At 42.4% G+C, this 19,879-nt stretch carries 21 protein-coding genes and 1 pseudogene; 7 read left to right on the forward strand and 15 right to left on the reverse strand.

Annotated elements, in window-relative coordinates; genetic code table 11:
• Positions 1-78 precede the first annotated feature (78 nt).
• Positions 79-1,103: pseudogene (locus tag L3V33_RS11980) on the forward strand (IS110 family transposase).
• A 394-nt stretch (positions 1,104-1,497) separates the two neighbouring features.
• Here L3V33_RS11980 and L3V33_RS11990 read toward each other — a convergent pair.
• From L3V33_RS11990 to artP, 11 genes are all read right to left on the reverse strand, one after another.
• Entirely contained in the window at positions 1,498-2,142 is a 645-nt protein-coding gene (locus L3V33_RS11990; RefSeq protein ID WP_237290452.1) for a hypothetical protein, read from the reverse strand.
• Positions 2,143-2,259: 117 nt separating this feature from the next.
• Positions 2,260-2,688: a VOC family protein gene (locus L3V33_RS11995; RefSeq protein ID WP_237290453.1), complete on the reverse strand. Its 429-nt coding sequence runs from the start codon at positions 2,686-2,688 to the stop codon at positions 2,260-2,262.
• A 111-nt stretch (positions 2,689-2,799) separates the two neighbouring features.
• Positions 2,800-3,768 (reverse strand): hypothetical protein, encoded by a 969-nt coding sequence (locus L3V33_RS12000; protein WP_237290454.1) that lies wholly within the window; start codon positions 3,766-3,768, stop codon positions 2,800-2,802.
• Between the two features lie 142 nt (positions 3,769-3,910).
• Positions 3,911-4,621, reverse strand: a complete 711-nt coding sequence (locus L3V33_RS12010; RefSeq protein WP_237290455.1) for a hypothetical protein — start codon at positions 4,619-4,621, stop codon at positions 3,911-3,913.
• 117 nt (positions 4,622-4,738) lie between these two features.
• Positions 4,739-5,347, reverse strand: coding sequence for a hypothetical protein (locus L3V33_RS12015; RefSeq protein ID WP_237290456.1), 609 nt, complete (start codon positions 5,345-5,347; stop codon positions 4,739-4,741).
• Positions 5,348-5,487: 140 nt separating this feature from the next.
• Positions 5,488-6,108 carry a type VI secretion system-associated protein TagO gene (locus tag L3V33_RS12020; protein WP_237290457.1) on the reverse strand — a complete coding sequence of 207 codons (621 nt, stop codon included), beginning with the start codon at positions 6,106-6,108 and terminating at the stop codon, positions 5,488-5,490.
• 622 nt (positions 6,109-6,730) lie between these two features.
• Positions 6,731-7,189, reverse strand: coding sequence for a hypothetical protein (locus tag L3V33_RS12025; RefSeq protein ID WP_237290458.1), 459 nt, complete (start codon positions 7,187-7,189; stop codon positions 6,731-6,733).
• A 315-nt stretch (positions 7,190-7,504) separates the two neighbouring features.
• The gene (artM, locus tag L3V33_RS12030) at positions 7,505-8,173 is read right to left on the reverse strand and encodes an arginine ABC transporter permease ArtM (RefSeq protein WP_237290459.1); all 669 of its coding nucleotides are present in this window, start codon (positions 8,171-8,173) and stop codon (positions 7,505-7,507) included.
• Positions 8,170-8,856 carry an arginine ABC transporter permease ArtQ gene (gene artQ, locus L3V33_RS12035; protein ID WP_017083621.1) on the reverse strand — a complete coding sequence of 229 codons (687 nt, stop codon included), beginning with the start codon at positions 8,854-8,856 and terminating at the stop codon, positions 8,170-8,172. The genes artM and artQ overlap by 4 nt, the downstream gene beginning before the upstream one ends.
• Before the next feature lie 3 nt (positions 8,857-8,859).
• Entirely contained in the window at positions 8,860-9,591 is a 732-nt protein-coding gene (locus L3V33_RS12040; protein ID WP_054546341.1) for a lysine/arginine/ornithine ABC transporter substrate-binding protein, read from the reverse strand.
• Positions 9,592-9,730: 139 nt separating this feature from the next.
• A complete protein-coding gene (gene artP, locus L3V33_RS12045) occupies positions 9,731-10,459 on the reverse strand; it encodes an arginine ABC transporter ATP-binding protein ArtP (protein ID WP_004733840.1) in 729 nt (242 codons plus the stop codon).
• Positions 10,460-10,838: 379 nt separating this feature from the next.
• Here artP and L3V33_RS12050 point away from each other — a divergent pair, with 379 nt between their 5' ends.
• From L3V33_RS12050 to L3V33_RS12060, 3 genes are all read left to right on the forward strand, one after another.
• Positions 10,839-11,012: a hypothetical protein gene (locus L3V33_RS12050; RefSeq protein ID WP_237290460.1), complete on the forward strand. Its 174-nt coding sequence runs from the start codon at positions 10,839-10,841 to the stop codon at positions 11,010-11,012.
• A gap of 9 nt (positions 11,013-11,021) precedes the next feature.
• Positions 11,022-12,857 (forward strand): ABC transporter ATP-binding protein/permease, encoded by a 1,836-nt coding sequence (locus tag L3V33_RS12055; RefSeq protein ID WP_237290461.1) that lies wholly within the window; start codon positions 11,022-11,024, stop codon positions 12,855-12,857.
• 220 nt (positions 12,858-13,077) lie between these two features.
• Complete coding sequence (locus L3V33_RS12060) at positions 13,078-13,542, forward strand: acyl-CoA thioesterase (protein ID WP_016786146.1); 465 nt, start codon at positions 13,078-13,080, stop codon at positions 13,540-13,542.
• A gap of 158 nt (positions 13,543-13,700) precedes the next feature.
• Here L3V33_RS12060 and L3V33_RS12065 read toward each other — a convergent pair whose 3' ends face one another.
• Entirely contained in the window at positions 13,701-15,956 is a 2,256-nt protein-coding gene (locus tag L3V33_RS12065; protein ID WP_237290462.1) for a DUF3656 domain-containing protein, read from the reverse strand.
• A 173-nt stretch (positions 15,957-16,129) separates the two neighbouring features.
• Between L3V33_RS12065 and L3V33_RS12070 the strand changes: the two genes are divergently transcribed.
• A complete protein-coding gene (locus L3V33_RS12070) occupies positions 16,130-16,720 on the forward strand; it encodes a glutathione S-transferase (RefSeq protein ID WP_237290683.1) in 591 nt (196 codons plus the stop codon).
• Positions 16,721-16,944: 224 nt separating this feature from the next.
• Here L3V33_RS12070 and L3V33_RS12075 read toward each other — a convergent pair whose 3' ends face one another.
• From L3V33_RS12075 to L3V33_RS12085, 3 genes are all read right to left on the reverse strand, one after another.
• The gene (locus L3V33_RS12075; RefSeq protein ID WP_237290463.1) at positions 16,945-17,394 is read right to left on the reverse strand and encodes a GyrI-like domain-containing protein; all 450 of its coding nucleotides are present in this window, start codon (positions 17,392-17,394) and stop codon (positions 16,945-16,947) included.
• Between the two features lie 67 nt (positions 17,395-17,461).
• Positions 17,462-17,695, reverse strand: a complete 234-nt coding sequence (locus L3V33_RS12080; protein ID WP_237290464.1) for a hypothetical protein — start codon at positions 17,693-17,695, stop codon at positions 17,462-17,464.
• A gap of 8 nt (positions 17,696-17,703) precedes the next feature.
• Positions 17,704-17,955, reverse strand: a complete 252-nt coding sequence (locus L3V33_RS12085) for a Rho-binding antiterminator (protein WP_237290465.1) — start codon at positions 17,953-17,955, stop codon at positions 17,704-17,706.
• Between the two features lie 244 nt (positions 17,956-18,199).
• On the opposite strand from L3V33_RS12085, the gene L3V33_RS12090 reads away from it, so the two are divergent.
• Both L3V33_RS12090 and L3V33_RS12095 read left to right on the forward strand, forming a co-directional pair.
• The gene (locus L3V33_RS12090) at positions 18,200-18,565 is read left to right on the forward strand and encodes a cytochrome c (RefSeq protein WP_237290466.1); all 366 of its coding nucleotides are present in this window, start codon (positions 18,200-18,202) and stop codon (positions 18,563-18,565) included.
• A gap of 118 nt (positions 18,566-18,683) precedes the next feature.
• Positions 18,684-19,862 carry a BamA/TamA family outer membrane protein gene (locus L3V33_RS12095; protein ID WP_237290467.1) on the forward strand — a complete coding sequence of 393 codons (1,179 nt, stop codon included), beginning with the start codon at positions 18,684-18,686 and terminating at the stop codon, positions 19,860-19,862.
• The last annotated feature ends 17 nt before the right edge of the window (positions 19,863-19,879 follow it).

Below are 19,879 nucleotides of genomic sequence, written 5' to 3' on the forward strand. Positions count from 1 at the left end.
TAAACTAACGAATGACATGGATTCCCCCTCCCGAGGATCTGCCACACTTATGTGGTACTTAAATGCATCGGAGGCACCATGTCTGATTATTCTTATTTCTGCGGTATCGACCTAGCTAAAAACCACTTTAGTCTTCATGCCGTAGACCAAAATGGTAAGGTCATACTTCATAAGTCAGTAACCCGCTCTAAACTACTGACTACAATAGCAAATATGCCACTCATGCGTATAGGCGTTGAAGCGTGTGATGGTGCACATTATTGGGCAGAACACTCAATAAACTGGGTCACGACGCCCGTATTATGGCCGTTAAATACGTAATTCCTTATCGAACCAAGGGAAAGAACGACCTTAATGATGCTGTTGCTATCTGCGAAGCTGTTCAGCGACCATCCACTCGCTTTGTGCCCGTAAAATCACCCGAGCAACAAGCCATCCTATCGGTACATAGAATGAGAGAGCATTGGGTTCGTGAACGCACCGCGCTTATGAATCGCATACGTGCCCTACTCTCTGAATTTGGGTTGATCATACCTGTTGGCCGCTCTTCGTTAATGAAGCACGTTCCCTTAATGCTGGAAGACGCAGAAAATGAGCTGCCACACCTCGCAAGAACAGTGATTGCCGATGCTTATCACCACCTTGGAGAATTGAATCAACGTATCGCCGATACTGAGCAAGTCTTCGATTCTTTTGCTAAGGTCAGCGCTAATGTTCAACGAATGATGAAGGTTCGAGGTATCGGGCCGCAAACTGCAACAGCGATACTTGCTTCGATAGGTAATGGCTCTCAATTTGATAAAAGTCGCGATTTCTCTGCTTGGCTAGGCTTAGTACCAAAGCAATATTCGACAGGAGGAAAGCCTCGCTTAGGCCGGATAACCAAACACGGTGATAAATATTTACGAACGCTATTAGTTCACGGAGCAAGGACCGTGATTGCCAACCTTGGCGACAAGCAAGATAAGCTAAGTCAGTGGTGTCGAGGCGTTTTAGAACGGAGAGGAATGAACCGAGCAATAGTGGCACTTGCCGCGAAGAACGCACGAATTATATGGTCGCTTTTACACAATCAAACAGAATATGAAAACTATGCTGCTTAAGTAAAAACCTAAGCAGCATAAAGAGTTAAACCCACCGGGTCATTGCAGACGCTAATGATGGAGATAGGTTAAGACCACTTGCGGAGAGCCTGTTAATGCGGCGGACACACTAGATGTCATCTAACGAATAAGGCACCGCAGTCGCGCAAAGTCATCAGGGCCACGACGTATGCGAATCGTCGATAAATAGGCCGAATGTAGAGCGGCAGTCCAAAACCCATCAACATAAGTTTAGCGGATGTTTGACAACCGGGGGAATCCATGTAGCCCTGTTAAGGTGTGAGCAACGCAATACCGATGCTTCCGCATACCACCTTAAACACTAAACTCAACGCATAGTAAAAATGCCACGCATTGCGAATCACTCTTAAACAGTTTGTTATACCACTTGTACTTAAGGTGTCTGTAGTTCAACAAACCATTGTTTCTTGCCACGCAGTTGCCAGACAAACCGATAGCTATTACTCAACGAGAAATTGACGTCTTTTCCGCCAATTGGAATATTAAACTGGCTTGGAGTAATAACAGCATGATCTGAAATGTCATAAGTCCAGCACTTAGCGGTTTTGCTCTTAGGGTTAACTAATCGCTCCAAGTCATTCATGACTAAAGCAATCCCTTTATCCACGTGCTTGTAGTGAACATACCTTTCTAACAAAAACAGGTCAAAATATACGTCTTTCATAAAGATATCTGTAGCACCACGAGGTTTGCCAGAAGATGCTTTTTCCTTATAACATTTCATCTCTATCGCAATTGAGAAGTTATCGCTAGGGCATTTCCCCTTGAACACTATATCAATCTCGCGCCATGTCCCGTCTACTTCAACGCTAGTCTCTAATTCAATGGAAAATTGATCGTCAGGATGGAATGTAATAAGTGGAATATATTGCTTTAGAAGATATGCGTATTGTAGTTGCATCGAAGCTTCTTTATTAATTGGTATTAACCCACTGCCTACTTTTATGGCAAACACGTTCCAACAGAAAGAAACCGCATCGCACATCCTTCGCTCTAGATTTGAAGTATACTGAATCACATTTTCTCCTTGTGGTATAACGCTAAGTTAACGTGCCAAAAATCATGGCATATACTTTCACGAAGTGAAAATGCCAAGCGTTTTTGGTCACTGTTAAACGCCTTGTTATAACACTAACTACTCTGACGGTTTCGCTTTCTCTCCAAGGTGCTGGGTAAACCTTAGTAAATAACCATCTAGATCTTGTATCAGAAACTCTCGTTCACCTGATAGCTTTTCACCAATGTCATACCATGTTTCTTTTAAATCACGAAAAAAACGTACGTTAGCTTTCTTCAGTCTTTCAGTTAGCGGATCTAAGTCTGAAAGCTCTATTTGAAAATTTACTCCACGTCCTAATGGAGTAACTAACTCACCAGTAATCCACCCTGAATCCGTGATTTGTTCGAGCATGATCTGAACCTGTTCTTGTTCAAGGTATACAAAGTCAGGGTTTTCTCGCTTAATACGTACAGAGAAGCCAAGCACATCGACGTAAAATGATAACGACGCTTCAAAATTACTCACTGATAATTCGGGAACCATCGGGTTCCAGTATTCTTCCATAATCTATCCTTGCTATATGCTGTAATACTGCTTGTGTTATAACGCCGCGTTAAGTAGTGAGCAACGCTGCCACCTTACTTAAAGCACTACACCATAAACACAAAACTCAACTTACACTGAAAACGCCAAGTGTTGCGAATCTGTCTTAAACGCTTTGTTATATTTTTTTATTTCGAATAAATCTAAGTTAAACGGCTTAAAGTTTAGGTATATATGATCGTTAATGATCAACTCGGGCACCCCGTAAACATAGGCAACTAACTGCTCTTTATCTATACCTATTGAGTCTTCAATACTTTCTACGATAGACCGCTTGAAGCGGTAGTTCTTTAAAAGTGAGCTTCTGATAACAACACTAACCTTAGTTCGTGCGGTTTTAAAACGAGCAGACTCATAAAATTGAACTTTAACATCGCCATTTTTCAGACGCACGACACTTTCGACAAGCCCCCAGTAAACACGAGCTCTTTGCTCAATAATTTCGGGATTTACAAAATCCTGATCTTCAAGTCGCTTAAATAACTCACTATATGCGTATGAATTATCACCAATGTCGATTGCTCTCTTTTTGAGTAAACCCACTTTTTGGTATTTGTAGTACTTACCAACTAATGAACCCAAATGATAAATATTCGAAGGAGATATGTGCTCAATATGACCCAAAGGCTTACCCGTGATTTTCGTTACAGTCTCCACGCCTTCAACACCAGGGTTTACCCTCGTTTCGACAAGGTGACTCTTAGGTCGCTTCATAAAAAACAAGTCTGGCTCATTTTCATTTTTCTTCTGTTCATCAGGAACGTGAGCCGTATCACCAAGATCTGTAGTATTCAGATAATTGGTCTCGTATATATTGCAGGACTCAGAGTGAAGATCTACAGTTCTAAAATATGGGTCTACTTTACGTTTTGACAATGGCTTATCGATATTTACACAAGTAATTAAACAGCCACAGCCATCCCCAACACAGATAAATTTACGTTTATCCGTAATTTTCCCCTGCTGAAAATACAAATCTGCTGTTTCCGGAGATACTACCTCTCCACACTCTAGACTTTGAGCCTTACTCAGTGATGTCATCGTACCTCCTAAAAATATAACGCCCTGTTAAGGTGTGAGCAACGCAATACCGATGCCGCCGCATACCACCTTAACCACCAAAACCAACGCATAGTAAAAATGCCACGCGTTGCGAATCACTCTTAAACAGTTTGTTATGTAATTATTTGAAGAATTCATCCAACGTAGCTTGATGAGGAGGACTAACATCAAAGCACTGCTTAGCAATTATTCTAGCGTCCTCGTTAAAATCATATTGGAGTTCAAAACCATTTTCGAAAACGGCTTCAGCTAGCATATCAACAGAGCGCTCAGAGCCATATTCATTAGGTTTAGCAATTGACATGCTCATGAGTCCAACGGAAGCATAAACACTCATTTCCTGCTCGTTGAAGTAATTGGATTTATAAATGTTCTCAAGCGCTAATAAATCATCTAAGTACAAGTTATTGATAATATTTGACAACTTAAGAAACTTTTCTGTAGTTATTTCATTCAAACCGCACGCAATAAATAAACGTCCGATCAACTCTGGTTTCTTGTGGTCATCACAACGATCAATAAGAGAAACAATAGTTTCACCCGCTCTTGTTATACCGTCTCTTTTATCAGAAATTTCATTAATCACTGTGACTCGTTCTTCAACTGTTAGAGTCGATATCTTAGCTAAAAATCCATATATTTTCTTAGCAAACATTGCCTCTCGTACATGTTGAGCAGCATCGTAAGTTTTAACCATAACACCAAAAAATGGGATATCTTTCAGAGCATCATGCTCAACTAACTCTTTCATTCCCAAGTCTAGAAGATCTGCACTCAAGCCACTAACTTTATCTGATTTAATTGATTCTACTAAAGAATTTCCTACTTCCACCTGAAGCTCCTTTAATTACATAACGCCCGCTTAAGCGGACGGAAATAGTTGGCTATACTGTGAAGCGGAGCGAAACGTAGCCAACTGTTGACGTTCCGTTTAAAGCGCTTGTTATGTTTATTTTCCGCGTACCCTAGTGCCAAAAAACTCTTCTACTTGTTTAACTGCACTCAACAATTGAACGCTAAAAGGATCTTCGTCTGAAACGTAATACACCGTTTCATTATTTTTTGCTACTCGCTCAGGAGAATTGTCTACTGTAGCTCCAGGTCCTGCGTACGCACCCTTTAACCAGAAATGTAGCCAAATATCAGCTTTAATTTTACTAACACATTTTTGTATTTCATCGAAACTAGAATGAGCATCAATGGACCAAATAGCTTTCGCTTCTAGCCTCGTCACTTGCAATTCAGACCACGCTTCAGATAAAGAATTCAATCTCTCACTATAAATCCTTTGCTCTTCTTGAAGCTGGTTTCCAGCTTCAACTTCTTCCTTATTAAGGTGGAGCATTGGATTTCTAACTAATTGAATAGCTTCTTGTAATTGGTATGTTTTTAATATGGCACGCTTTGCAACTTCATATTCGCTTGTGCCTCTTAGTTGCCTCTTCCAAGTAAACAACCCCACAAAGCCAATACTAAGAGCACCTATAGTACCAATGATGGAAAAAACATCTTTAGTAATAGCCCAGTTTATTTCGCTTATTGAAATACAGATGCTCAAATATACCTCCGATAAACATAACGCCCAATTAAGTAGCTGACAACGCTACCAATACACTCAAATTTAACACCGAAACCACTGATGCTAAACCGAGTTGAAAATGCCAAGCGTTGGCAGTCTGCTTAAATTGCTTGTTAGGTTTACCATTTACACTGCTTCCGCAAAGGCTTTATTGCTTCTTCGATGCCTGAAATATCAAATGTTGTCATTACGGAATTCTCACCATATGGCGTCAACTGCATAAGCAGCTTTTCCTTTCCAAGTAATTGTTTAATAAATGGTATTGATGAACTTCCACTCCATTTACCAATATGCTCATTTTTTGTTGATAGTGACCACTTGGTTTTCTTAGGCTTCAACTTATCAACCCTGTAAGTCACGTATGTTGAATTTAAACCTAAATATGTTCCCCACCACACACTTAAAGCTGTTGTATTTTCTTTACAACGTATAACCAATTCAGGTGTAACAAGCTTATTATAACGATTGGGGATTGTTTCATTTCCTGAGACTCTAATATAAATATTGGTTGAGTCATCCAGAGGTGACACTTCTTCTTGTTTTTTCCACTTTCCCGAACTTTTCTGCACACTAACTTTTGGGGTTGCAACACCAATCCTGTTTGATAAGGAATCAAAACAAGCTAACCGTTGAACACTACTTGTTTCTGCAGCACAAACAGCAATATCTCTTTTATTAACATCATGAGCATATGTAAAGCACGGAACTAAAGATAAAACAAAAATACATTTTTTGAGCATAAATAACCCTCCTGAAACCTAACGCCCACTTAAGCGGACAAAAATTGTTGGCTATAATGTGGAGCGAAGCGAAACGTAGCCAACTGTTTTTGTTCCGTTTAAAGTGCTTGTTATATGCTCGCGATCAGTTTGAAAACTCTGATAATACAAGTACATAACAATATGGAATGATAACGCAAACCACCGCGATTTAAAGCCACTTAAGTATTAACTTTGAACTCCGTAGAAAACACTCCCCGATAGTTACTCAAAACTAATAATTAAATAGTTTACGAATACTTAAAACCACCCTTTGGGATTTCAATTAACAAATCAGAAACTAACTGATGAATTGAAAACAAAGCTCAGTTTTATTACACAAAAAACCGCAACATTCAAATTGACGAATTCTACAATTAGCCAACCAAAGCAACGGCTCAATCAAAGTTACAATTAAGCGTTTCTATTTTAGGAAATTTCTACAAATAGAATGGTAAAACAGTAACCAAAGCGTATCTGAAAAACTAAAATACATCCCAAAAAGTAGCGACATATAACGCCGCATTAAGCGGATTAAAATGGTGGGTTATAATGTTGAGGCACGAAACTTAACCCACTGTTTTAATTCCGTTTAAATGCCTTGTTATAAGCCGTTTCTTCGTTTTTCAATATTTGAATTATGAGGCAATACACTACCTCCTTGAATTGATTTATTAACGTAGCCTAGATCAGATTCAATTGTTAATTCGATAATATAGCGATCTCCCCCGAGGGGCGATCGCCAACGATGATATTTATTTTGATATTTTTCATCAAAGTTAAATTTAACAGTTACAATAGAAATCCATTTTAAAGGTATTTTATACCCAGCAACAATTCTATCTAACGAAGCCCGCATAGTTTTACATATTAAACTTATTTCATTACAACTTAAACTATTTGAGAAGTCTGAAAGGTTCAACACTATTGAACTCACACTATTATTTAGTGCAAATGAATACAGTTGACCGGTTGCCCAGTAACCTTGAAAATCATTATTTCGGCTATTCAACAATTCAGCGAAGTCTTTTGTAATTCCTTTTAATTCTCTGCGACGAGGCATACGTATCCATTAGGCTTATAACAGCTATATTAGACAGAAAAATTCTGCACTTAAATACAGAATCATTCTATCTAGTTTCATATGGTCAGAACTCTACCACAATTAGTTACAGAATTTCAGTGACTTAAAACATAGATAGACTCATTGAATGACAAAATGCAGAATATTTCCATATAGTATGAATTTCGCAAAAAAACCGAACTGCTGGATATAAAAACAGTACCCGTACGCATACCCCAAACACAAAAAAGCCTGCCATCTATGCGAACATAAATGGCAGGCTTTTAGCGTTAGTTAAGGCTGTGAGTAGCTAGCTTACGCGGCTTCGAATGCGAGGGCTTTCTTCTCTACTTGGCGGAAGATCAGCGTTAGCACGCCATTCACAGCTAAGTAGAATGCGCCTGCAATACCGAACACGGTTAACGTGTCGTAGGTTTGGCCATTGATACGCTGAGCGTAGCCCATCAAGTCCATGATGGTGATGGTGCTTGCCAGTGACGTGCCTTTGAATACTAAAATCACTTCGTTCGAGTAAGCTGGAACGGCGCGGCGTAGTGCGTATGGAAGTAACACTTTAAGCGTTGCGATTTTGTCCATGCCAAGTGCACGACATGCTTCCCACTGCCCTGCAGGTATCGCGTTGAATGCACCTCTAAACAGTAGCGTGCTGTATGCCGCCGTGTTCAAAGCCAATGCCAACATCGCACAGAACCAAGGTTGACTTAACCATGTCCATAGGAAGCTTTCACGAATCCAATCGAACTGACCCGGGCCGTAATACACCAAGAAGATTTGCACCAATAATGGTGTGCCGGTGAACAGCGTAATAAGGCCACGAGTGAACCAATGTATTACTGGCAATCTAAGGATCAGCGTTACCGTCATTAACAACGATAAGATACAACCAACCAGCAATGAAGCACTTGTGAGTTGAAGACTGGTCGCTAAGCCTTCAAGCATTTGAGAGAGGTATTGTTGATTCATGCCATTGCCCCTTTGTTACCCAAACCTTGAATAGAGAACTTACCGTCAATCACTTTTACCAATCTTTGTGTGATTAAAGTGATGACCAAGTAGATTGCTGCTGCTGTCGCGTACCAAGTGAATGCTTCGTGCGTTGCCGCTGATGTTAATTGTGCTTGTTTTAGCAAATCCGTTACACCAATTAGCGATACTAATGCGGTGTCTTTCAGTAACACTAACCATTGGTTGGTTAACCCTGGTAGCGCGTGTCTTACCGCTTGAGGTAACACGATACGAAAGAATGAACGAGACTGAGAAATACCAAGCGCGCTTGCTGCTTCTCTCTGCCCTTTGCTAACTGCTTTCAAAGCACCACGGATGGTTTGTGAAGCGTAAGAAGCAAAGATAAGTGACAGTGCAACAACACCAGATAAGAACGGGCTCACTTCGATGAAGTCGCCAGTGATCATGAACAGAACTTGTGTCGAACCAAAGTAGATAAACAGCACGACCAGAATTTCTGGTAAACCACGAACAATCGTCACAAATGCAGTCGTTGGCCATTTGATTGCAATACGACGAGACATCTCACCACTTGCAAACAAAACTGCTAGAACCAATCCAACCAATAGGCTTACGAATGCAAGCTGAACAGTCATCCAGCTTGCTTCGACGAGCCCTAAAGAGTAACCCGTTAATTCCATAAATTACTTACCGAAGTACTTGTTGAAGATCTTGTCGTATTCGCCGTTCGCTTTCACTGCTGCAAGTGCAACGTTAAGCTGGTCTACAAGTTCTTGATTGCTCTTATTTACTGCGATACCAAAGCCGTTACCGAAGTACTCTTGGTTTGTTACTTGGTCGCCAACGTACGTTAGGTTGTCTTCTTTCTTGAACCATTCTGCTACAACGGCTGTGTCACCGAACACAGAATCGATACGACCGTTTTTCATGTCGATGAATGCATCTTGGTAGCTTGAGTAAGGTACCGCTGTTACGCCAGTCATTTGCTCAAGTAGGAAGCTCTGGTGAGTAGAACCGTTTTGAACACCAACACGCTTACCTTCTAGTGCTGCTTGGTCTGCTACTTTGCCTTCGAAAGAGATGAATGCTGCAGAGTTGTCGTAATATGCGTTAGAGAAGTTCACTTGTTGAAGACGCGCTTCAGTGATGTCCATTGCCGAGATAGCCGCATCGTAACGTTTGAATTTAAGTGCAGGGATCAAACTATCGAATGCTTGGTTGTGGAAAGTACATGTCGCTTTCAGCTCTTCACAAAGTGCGTTTGCTAAGTCTACGTCAAAACCTTGAATTTGGTTGTTCTCATCCATGTATTCGAATGGTGCGTAAGTTGCTTCCATTGCGAATTTGATTTCTTCTTGCGCCGCTGCGTTGAAAGAAGCAAGGCCGATAAGTGAAGCTAGTAGAATCTTTTTCATGTTGTTACTCCGAATACTGTTTGATAGCGGCCTGTGGCCATTCTTATAATTTGATTGTTTTGATCGATGTTGTGTTTAGCTAAATCTAGAGAGTTACGTGAATCTTATGCGTTAACTCAGATTTAATGAGTCAACTAACCTAGTGAGTCAAATACTCGGCAAACTCAGGTGTCTGCGGATTAACGAATGAATCGCTGGTGCCGTGTTCGACGATGTACCCTTTCTCTAGATACAGAACGTGGCTAGCAATCTTCTTCGCGAAATCGACTTCGTGCGTCACGACTACTTGGGTAATGCCCGTTCCGCTCAATTCTTTAATAATGCTCACGACTTGGTTGGTGATCTCAGGATCAAGCGCCGCTGTTGGCTCATCAAACAACAACACATCCGGTTTCATCATCAGCGCACGTGCAATCGCAACACGCTGTTGTTGACCGCCAGACAGTTGAAGTGGCCAAGCGTCGGCTTTGTCTGCAAGTTGAAGTGTCTTTAGTACTTCTTGAGCTTGCTTAATCGCCTCTTGCTTATCCAAACCCGCAACTTTCGTTGGTGCTTCAATCAAGTTTTCCATCACCGTCATGTGTGGCCATAAGTTGTATTGCTGGAACACCATGCCGACTTTACGACGAAGTTTAAGCCCTTGCTTCTCTTGGATCTGGCCAGCAAAATCGAATTGCTCGTTAGCAATGTCTAATTCGCCGTTGTCCGCAATTTCTAGCAGGTTCAAAACACGCAGTAGTGAACTCTTGCCAGCGCCGCTTGGGCCAAGCAATACCAAGGTTTCGCCACTCTCACAGTCGAAGCTGATGTCATGAAGAACTTGGGTATCACCGTATGATTTGTTGATGCTCTTTACTTGAATACTCATGCCACAATACTGCATTAATTGTCATTTGTTGGTTATTCTATTCAATCCGAGGTTTTATGCAAGAAAAATGTATAAAAAACTACTTTGTTGAATTTTTGTAACAAATATTGCACAAAAAACAGTCGCTATAACTGGTCTTACAACCAAAAATTGCAAGTCATTGATAAAGTTAATATCGAGACAAAAAGCAATCGTTTTTCTATCAATTTACAAATCATCACTCGATTGCTAACTTATGAGCGCACTCTCCTATAAACGCCAATTTGCTTGCATAAAAATTAGGGTTAAACCCCTTATTTTCCTATCGAACTGACTGGACCAGAATGCTTAGTTTTCCTTTAAGGTCGTTTCGAATTATTCACTTAGTGGCGATGAAATATTGGAAATTGAATTTCCTAGGGAGCGTCACAGTGCAATAAATGCTTTAATGGGTTCTATTCTCAACAACAACTACTTCCCAGCGAACAACGCGCAGTACTGGCAACAAGCCATAAACCATAAGCAAGAAGTAATAAGTAACAAGCCATCTATTTTTAAAGCGACAACACATTAAGGCAGTCATATGCAAAACGATGTCTCTTCTACGCTCGACTCAACTCATCGATCGACTCAGCGCTCTACTCAAAAAGCGCCAGACCCCAAACCTGAGAAGAAAAGCCTCAGTATTTTGTTTGAGCTAAGCAAATTCATTCAGCCTTATAAAGGTCGTGTTATTGCCGCGTTGATCGCGTTGATCTTCACGGCGAGCTTAACCCTTTCAGTCGGACACGGTATTCGCCTTCTTATCGACCAAGGTTTTAGCCAACAATCACTCTCAGATTTAGGCAGCGCAATTCAGTTCATCATGGTCGTGGTCGTATTGATCTCGATTGGTACTTTCTTCCGCTTCTATTTGGTTTCTTCTGTTGGGGAACGTGTAAGTGCGGACATTCGCTTATCGGTTTTCAATCATGTCGTAACGCTGCATCCGAGTTACTTCGAAACCAATGGCAGTGGCGACATCATGTCGCGCATCACAACGGATACCACTCTGCTTCAAAGCATCATAGGTTCGTCGTTCTCTATGGCGATGCGCAGCGCGTTGATGTGTATTGGTGCAATCATCATGCTGTTTGCGACCAATATTAAGCTGACGTTGATTGTATTGGCGTCGGTGCCGTTTATCTTGATTCCGATCCTTGTCTATGGGCGCCGTGTAAGAGCCTTATCTCGCCAAAGCCAAGATTCGATGTCTGATGTCGGGTCTTACGCAGGTGAAGCGATTGAGCACATTAAAACGGTGCAAAGCTACAGCCGAGAAGCGCAAGAGAAAGCTTCATTCGCGGTAGAAGTGGAAAAGGCTTATGAGATTGGACGCCAGCGCGTTAAACAGCGCGCGATTCTTATCTCTGGTGTGATTGTTATCGTGTTCAGCGCAATATCAGGGATGCTGTGGGTTGGTGGTAGTGATGTCATCAATGGCACCATGTCGGCGGGTGATCTGGCTGCATTTGTCTTCTATGCCATTATGGTCGCTTCATCGCTAGGTACGATTTCTGAAGTGATGGGTGAATTGCAACGTGCGGCAGGTGCGACAGAGCGATTAATTGAAATTCTACAAGTTGAAAGCCACATTGTTGCGCCTGTAGAAAACCCAACACCACTGGATAACGTGACACCAGAAGTTGCATTTGATGATGTGACCTTCTGTTACCCATCAAGACCCGACCAGCCCGCAACAAGCAACCTCACGCTCACAGCCCATGAAGGCAAAGTATTGGCATTGGTTGGCCCATCTGGCGCGGGTAAAACTACTTTGTTCGAACTGCTGCAACGTTTCTACGACCCTCAAGTGGGTAAAGTAACCTTAGGCGGTGTTGAACTGAATCAGTTTGATCCAAATGAGCTAAGAAAGCAGATGGCGTTAGTTCCTCAGCAGCCTGCTCTGTTCAGTAACGATGTGTTCCATAACATCCGATACGGAAACCCAGAAGCAACGGACGAGCAAGTGATCGAAGCGGCGAAAAAAGCGCACGCGCACGAGTTCATTCAGAACTTGCCTGAAGGCTATCACAGCTTTCTTGGTGAACGTGGCGTGAGATTGTCTGGCGGACAAAGACAACGCATTGCCATCGCTCGTGCCATCCTAAAAGATCCGAATATTCTATTGTTAGATGAAGCAACCAGTGCGCTAGACAGCGAAAGTGAGCATCACGTTCAGCAAGCATTAGAAGAGTTAATGCGTGGTAGAACGACTATCATTATCGCCCATCGATTATCAACAATTAAACACGCCGACCAGATTGCGGTGCTCGATAAAGGACAGCTAGTAGACATCGGCGACCACCAGTCTCTCATCAATAGCTGCGAATTGTACCAACGCCTAGTTGAACTCCAATTCAAACACCTGAGTAGCTAAGTTATAGAGCAAAAGCGTTTAAGTCATTAAGTAATGAAAGACTAAGTCACTGACATTGTGTGGTTTCAAGCTTCAAAAACTTAAATCACACGTGTTGCAGTTTTGTTAATTTAGCGGTAGGGTTTTTATTCCAATAACAACTTATCCCGATGAAGGATAAGCCGATAACATTAATTACCCAGATAACATTAACTACACAGATAACAATAAGAGAGTTCGCATGGAAGCACTATTATCTGACTACCCGGTAGTAACAGAAATCCCTGTCGCTTGGGGAGAAATGGACGCACTCAATCACGTTAACAACGCCGTATATTTTCGCTATTTCGAAACCGCTCGCTTAGATTTTTTCAAGCACGTTGAGCTGATGGAAGAGATGGCGATTACCAAAGTTGGCCCTGTTCTTGGTGACACTTACTGTAAGTATTTCCGCCCAGTCACGTATCCAGATACCTTGATGATTGGCTCTCGTGTCACTGATATTCAAGATGACCGATTCACCATGGAATACGCGATTGTCAGTAAAACTCAGCAGAAACTGACGACCATAGGCACCGCGACTATCGTGATGTTTGATTTTGCTTCAAACCAAAAAGCCCTGCTCTCGCTGCGCTTAACCAACGAAATTGAAAAGATGAACACGTTGAAAAGCCCATGCTTCAAACAAGAAGCCGTGACGGAATAACGTATTCGCTGATTCAAAATACTCAGATACAAAAAGGCCACTCGATTGAGTGGCCTTTTGTTTATTGGTTCAGAGTGCTTATAAGCGGTTAAGACTTATAGACCTTGAACGCTCTCTATCTTGAACGCTCTCACTTTAGAAGTTATAAACCTTGAACCCTATAAGCCTTGGACGTATTGAGCATTAGTTCGAACTTCAACCATCTGCTCTAGGTTCTGTTGTGAGCCATCAACGCCGTCAATCAAACCTTGGAAGTGCTTAATCAGCTCTACTTTGTCTTGTACTTCTTTCGAGCCCGCGCCGATGTTGGTTAGGTCGATGAAGAACTCGTCGAACAGACCCGAGAAATCTGTTACAGCGTCATGGTTTAAGAACTGCTCGTGGTTGTAAATGCTTGGGTAGCCACCCTTCTGTTTATCAACCGCGAAAGAGATGCCTTTCACGTTGGTAATCGTGGTCGCTTTCTCACACTTCAACATACAACCCGCTTCGATGCTTGGCTTGTTACAACCCACAGTTCTTTGGAAGAAACACTGGCGGCTGGTCATCATCAAGATTGGGTGGTAGATGCTGTAGAACAGTTTGAAGTTCTCTGGGCGGCGAATATGACGAATCTGACCTTTGTTGATCTCGTTCGAAATGAAAGCACCAGCACAGTTCAGCTCTTCTTTCAGCGTAACCAGTGCGTGAGAGTTGGTCGTGTTCATGAACGGGCCTGCAACCCACTCAATTCCCATCTCGTAAGCTTTGTAAGCAATACCCGTGTTGTTGGTCACGATGCGAGCTGGCTTGATCTCTTCAAGAATACGAACCGCTTCATCGTAATCTTTGCCGATTAATACTGCAGGGAACCAAGGAATCAAACGTGGGTTTGCTGCCAAGATGTCGATGTACTTGTTACAACGCTTCTTGAAGCTTTCAGGCAGTTTAAAGTAAACATCCGCGTCAGTTACGTCACACAGGTGCAAGTCTTCCACATCAGCGATAAGCATCGACATGGTTGGCTTTTCGTTAACCTTTGGTTGCTGAGGCAGTGCTGGTACTTCAACGTGCTTAATCACTTTCACAGAACCGTTTAAGATGAAATCGATTTCGTCTTTTAAGACCGACACTTCTTTCAAAGGGAGAATCAGACCTTCATCTAAGTTGTCGTAGTTACAGTTTTCAAGCGTATGAACCGCACTCTTCACTGATTTGAAACGCTTCTCAAGTAACGCCTGAGTAATCGAAGTCTCTTTAGCTGTTGCCAATAATGATTGAGATTGAACCGTAAAGTTTTCTTTTGGTGTGTTCACTGTCACCGTAAATGGTTGACCCACCTTAGCACTAAACGACAATGACACGGGTATTTTACGAATATCAAGGAACTCGATCTTGTCGCGCATTTCACTGCCTAGGGCATTTTTCGCTTCATAAAGATCGCTGGTCACTTCTTGAATTTGTACCACTGAGATTTCATTGTTCTCTTTCGTCGCTTTATCAACGGCGTAGTTCATGCTGTTGTCACGAGGATTATCAATGAACATGTCTTTCGTTAGGTTGCCCTTAAGGAAAGAGTTAGTGAAATCACGGTTGAATACTTTGTGCAGGTTTGAATCGTCTTCGATCAACAAACCACTTTCTACAAAGCTATCAATTTGTTTGCGCCACGTATCAACCACTGTGTATACGTAGTGTGCGCCTTTGATACGGCCTTCAACTTTCAATGAGTCGACTTTCGCGTCAACCAATTCAGGTAGGTCGTAGTACGCTGAATTATCTTTCAGATTCAGTGGGAACTTGTTTCCTGCATCAGTGATTTCGTATTCATCACGACATGCTTGGCTACAACGGCCACGGTTACCTGAGTTACCCACACTTACTGAGCTTGAGTAACATTGGCCAGAGAATGCGATACACAAAGCGCCATGTACAAACACTTCGGTCAGAACATCGTGGTCGTGTGCCACTTCCGTCAGCATTTTGATTTCTGGCAAGTTCAATTCACGAGACAAGTTAACGCGTGTTGCGCCAATTTTAGACAAGAACTTAATCTGGCCTTCGTTGTGTGTCGTTAACTGAGTCGATGCGTGAACATCTAACGATGGGAAATGCTTTTTCACCAAATCGAACAAACCAAGATCTTGGACGATGATGCCATCAAGCTTAGTGTTCACAAGCTGGTTCAACAGTTTAGTGATGCTCTTAATTTCATGCTCCAGCAGCACAACGTTAAGAGTCAGAAACACTTCACAACCGTATTCATGAGCAAGGCGAATCACACCATTCAACTCATCTAACGATAGGTTAGAGGCTCTGTTACGAGCGTTGAAGGTGTCTAAACCGCAATAAACCGCATTAGCACCCGCTACGATAGCTGCTTTAATCGCCTCTACATCGCCACCTGGGGCTAATAACTCAATCTTTCTGCTCATTTTTGAAGTCGCTCACTTACTTATAATTTTTAAGCCGCGTATTCTACCTACATCACGATCTCTTTACCACCTAACAACACTTTTCAAACTAAATGACCTCAATAATGCCAAACGAATCCGATTTACCTATCCTTTATTCTTTACGTCGCTGCCCTTACGCCATGCGCGGACGAATGGGCATCGCACTATCACAGCAAAAAGTGTTACTTCGAGAAATCGTTACCAAAGACAAGCCTAGCGAACTATTGGCCAGTTCGCCAAAAGGTACCGTTCCGGTATTGGTGTTACCAGATGGACAAATCATTGAGCAGAGCTTGGATGTGATGAACTGGGCACTTCAGCAAAACGATCCTCAAGATCTTCTTCGTTCAAGTAATCCAACACTTAGCCAACAAGTCCACCAGCTCATCAAAATCAACGATGAAGATTTTATTGGCCACTTAGAAAAGTACAGAGCGTCTGTTCGTTATCGAAACATCGATGTTGAACTACGTCGACAAGCCTGCGAAGCGTTCATTAGTCAGCTAGAAACGCTACTCACCGAACAGCCCTACTTTTTCGGAGAAACCCCAAGCTTAGCCGACTTTGCCGTGATGCCTTTTGTCAGCCAGTTTGTACGAGTCGAAAAGAAGTGGTTTGTGCAATCTGAATATCAAAACGTAGGACGTTGGTTAAGAGCGCACTTGGAAAGTAAGCTCTACACCCAAGTCATGAAGCAATACCCTTTGTGGAATGAAACCAAGCAAGATTGTGTTTTTGGGTGACTTAAGGGAGTTTGGGGTGCTCTAGGGAAATTCAGGGTTAGATAAGGCGTGGGTATTAAGGTAATTACGTGACACTGTATCTTATTTGGAATGAATAGATATTCAAAGGCTTAACTGGTTTTTCGCAGTCTCTTTACCGATAACTACTGTCTCTTAACTGGATACTGCAGTCCTTTAACCGGATGTTAGAGTCTAAGTTAAGCCTTTTGTTTATTTTAAACTGATCACTGAATCGCTATCGAAATCTCGACTTCAGTTTCGCCTTTGTAGAATTCAAAATCTGTCGTGTAAGTTCGAACATGTGGGCAATCCACTGCGTTGAAATACGCCCAGACTTCACCCCATAGATCGATCACCGCTTGAGGGAGTTCACCTTCAGCAGAAAACGTTAAATATTTGCCTGCTTGTATTTCGGTTTTTACAAGCGCATCTAAATTGTTATCGGTGAGTGCGTTAGTACAAGCGATGACATCAAATTCACCTGTAAAGTCCGATTCGTAGTTGGTGTAGACACCATACACTTTTGAATCTGGTGTCAGCTTAGGAAAAGCCTGATCAAAAAAGCCCTGCCATAATTGACCTATTTTCGCTTTAGCTGGGTCAATCTCATCGGTATTAGTGGTTCTTACTGAAAAACCATACGCCTTTACGGCTTCAATCGTTTCTACTTTCATTCGTTTTATTCCTAAGCCAATCGACGATCTAACTGTATTGAATCCAATGTTTTGTAGAATAACACTACTAATCTTGTATCTCTTTGTGGCCACACTTTTCACAGACGAGGTGACGAGAAAACTCATCCATTGACGCGATAAACGGGCCAAGGAACCAGCCTTTAATCACTCCCGCCCAAAACTCGTGTCGCTTTTGGTTAGGTTTGTCTGCAAACGCACTCGCCTTTCTGACCAACACAACAACGTGTTGTGTGTCTTCTCGGCACGCGGTGCAATAGCATTGTTCTATGGTGTTATTCATTTGAAAGCCTATGACGTTTTGAATGAAACCTGCTGAAAATGAGGATTGTCGACACAGACTTCTAGTGTGGAAAGATCAGTGAGTACGACAAGCTGTTCTGCACCTTGAATACTGACCTTAATGCACTCTTCACGGCTGTCATTGCGTTGAGTATCTAATCCGACACATTCAACCTGCTCGCCAGACTTCAGCGTTAATTTGATTGGGTATCGGTGCATACACACAATCTCAATATAATCGTAATCGTTGCAACTAATCATAATACCCCTCCAATTCATCCACCACGCTAATGCGACACGCCATACTATGCAATATGCATATAATCAATCATTTACCCAAATCACATTGATGTTCGTCCACAACTAAACTTGTTTCTAAATGTACGTCTAAAGCTACTTCTAAACTTACTTGTAAACTTAGCTTAATCCCGCTTTACCTATTCACGTTTCTTCTACTCTCGCCTGCTTATTCTTTCGTTGTTAAATAATAATCGAGAACAAAACAATGAAAACCATGAACCATTCACACGTGTTAGCTTTCTTAGGTCTAGTCGCTTCAATAATGGCGTTTAATGCCAGTGCCGCCTCAGAAATCGATGCGAGCCACTTCGCCAATGGTAAAACCAAATACCGACAGCTTTGTCAGGTGTGTCATGGTGACAAGGGTCACGGTGATGGCCCCAATGCCGCTTCATTGCCACACAAGCCCGCTAATATCGCTAATAAACTAGGCGGCTTTTTTACCAGTCCCAGTTCTGTGGCGGATGACATTTTAGAGGGTAACGTAGAACAAGGTATGCCAGCGTGGAAAGGTACAATTACCAAGCAAGATGCTCTGGATATTCTGACGTACGTAGAAACTATCCAATAGTAAACGTTGTTCCATTCGCCTTTTGAACCGATATACCGGTTAATACTCCTCGTTCTATTGCGCTATCTATTTGATTGATTACACTCAATTTAATGGATAGTGAATAATACGGAATGTTATGACCTTTAAACCTTTAGCACTAAGTAGCCTGATACTTTTTTCTACGGCGACACACGCCGTCAGCTTTATCGATGAAATTGATGGCCAACTCGATATGGGAGAATACCTCGCAGAAAATGCCTACGGTTTTCTTCCTGTGCCAATTCTCATTACAGAGCCTGCGGTAGGATACGGTGGCGGCTTCACCGGTATCTTCATGCACGAATCTGAAGAACAAAAAAATACGCGCAAAGAACTTGCTGAAAAATCCATCGATGGTGGCGCGCAGCTTCTTACCCCTGCAATCACTGCGGTTGGCGGCTTTGCGACAGAGAATGGCACTTGGATGGCGTTTGTTGGCCACAAGCGCAGTTGGAATGAAGACTCAATACGCTACCTTGGTGGATTAGGTTATGGCGATATCAACATGACCTTTTATCGACAAAGCTCTCCCAACGCCTTGTCTCCACTCGCTCCAAACGAAGGTGTTGATCTAGGACTCAAAGGCATGGGCGGGATACAGAAACTCCAATTTAGAGTACCCGACTCCCAATGGTTACTGGGGTTTTCTCAACAGTTCTTCGCACCAACACTCTCACTTAATAATCATCCTAAAGCGCAAGAAATCTTAAACAACATTGGCAACACGTCACCGACCTCTTCCGGTTTGGGTCTAATCGCTGAATACGACAGCAAGAACAGCTTCTTGAATCCGACGCAAGGATATAACTATGCCGCGGAATACCTTTGGTTTGGTGATGCGATTGGCAGTGACTACACCTACCAAACGTTTAATGTGGAAGGGCTGAACTATTGGGAGTTAAACAAGGAGTGGAACCTAGCATTGCGAGGACAGTACAAATCATTGTCGACCAATGAACGCGTGCTTTCTCCTCAATATTACCCAGACATTGAACTGAGAGGTATCGCCCGTAATCGTTATCAAGGTGAACACACCGTCGCGGCAGAAGTTCAAGTAAGCAAACAATGGACACCACGTTGGTCAACCGCGGTATTTACGGGAATTGGCTATGCAGGTGACAGCGATAAAGACATGTTTGATCAAAGCTCTCACGCTGCTTACGGCGTCGGTTTCCGTTACCTGATCGCAAGACGCTATGGTTTAATTTCGGGAATTGACCTCGCGTTCAGTGAAGAAGATACCGCGCTCTATTTTCAAGTTGGCGCAGGTATCTAGCTCACGTGCGTTTATTT

It is taken from the genome of Vibrio sp. A2-1 (genome assembly GCF_021728355.1).
GTDB lineage: Bacteria > Pseudomonadota > Gammaproteobacteria > Enterobacterales > Vibrionaceae > Vibrio > Vibrio splendidus_K.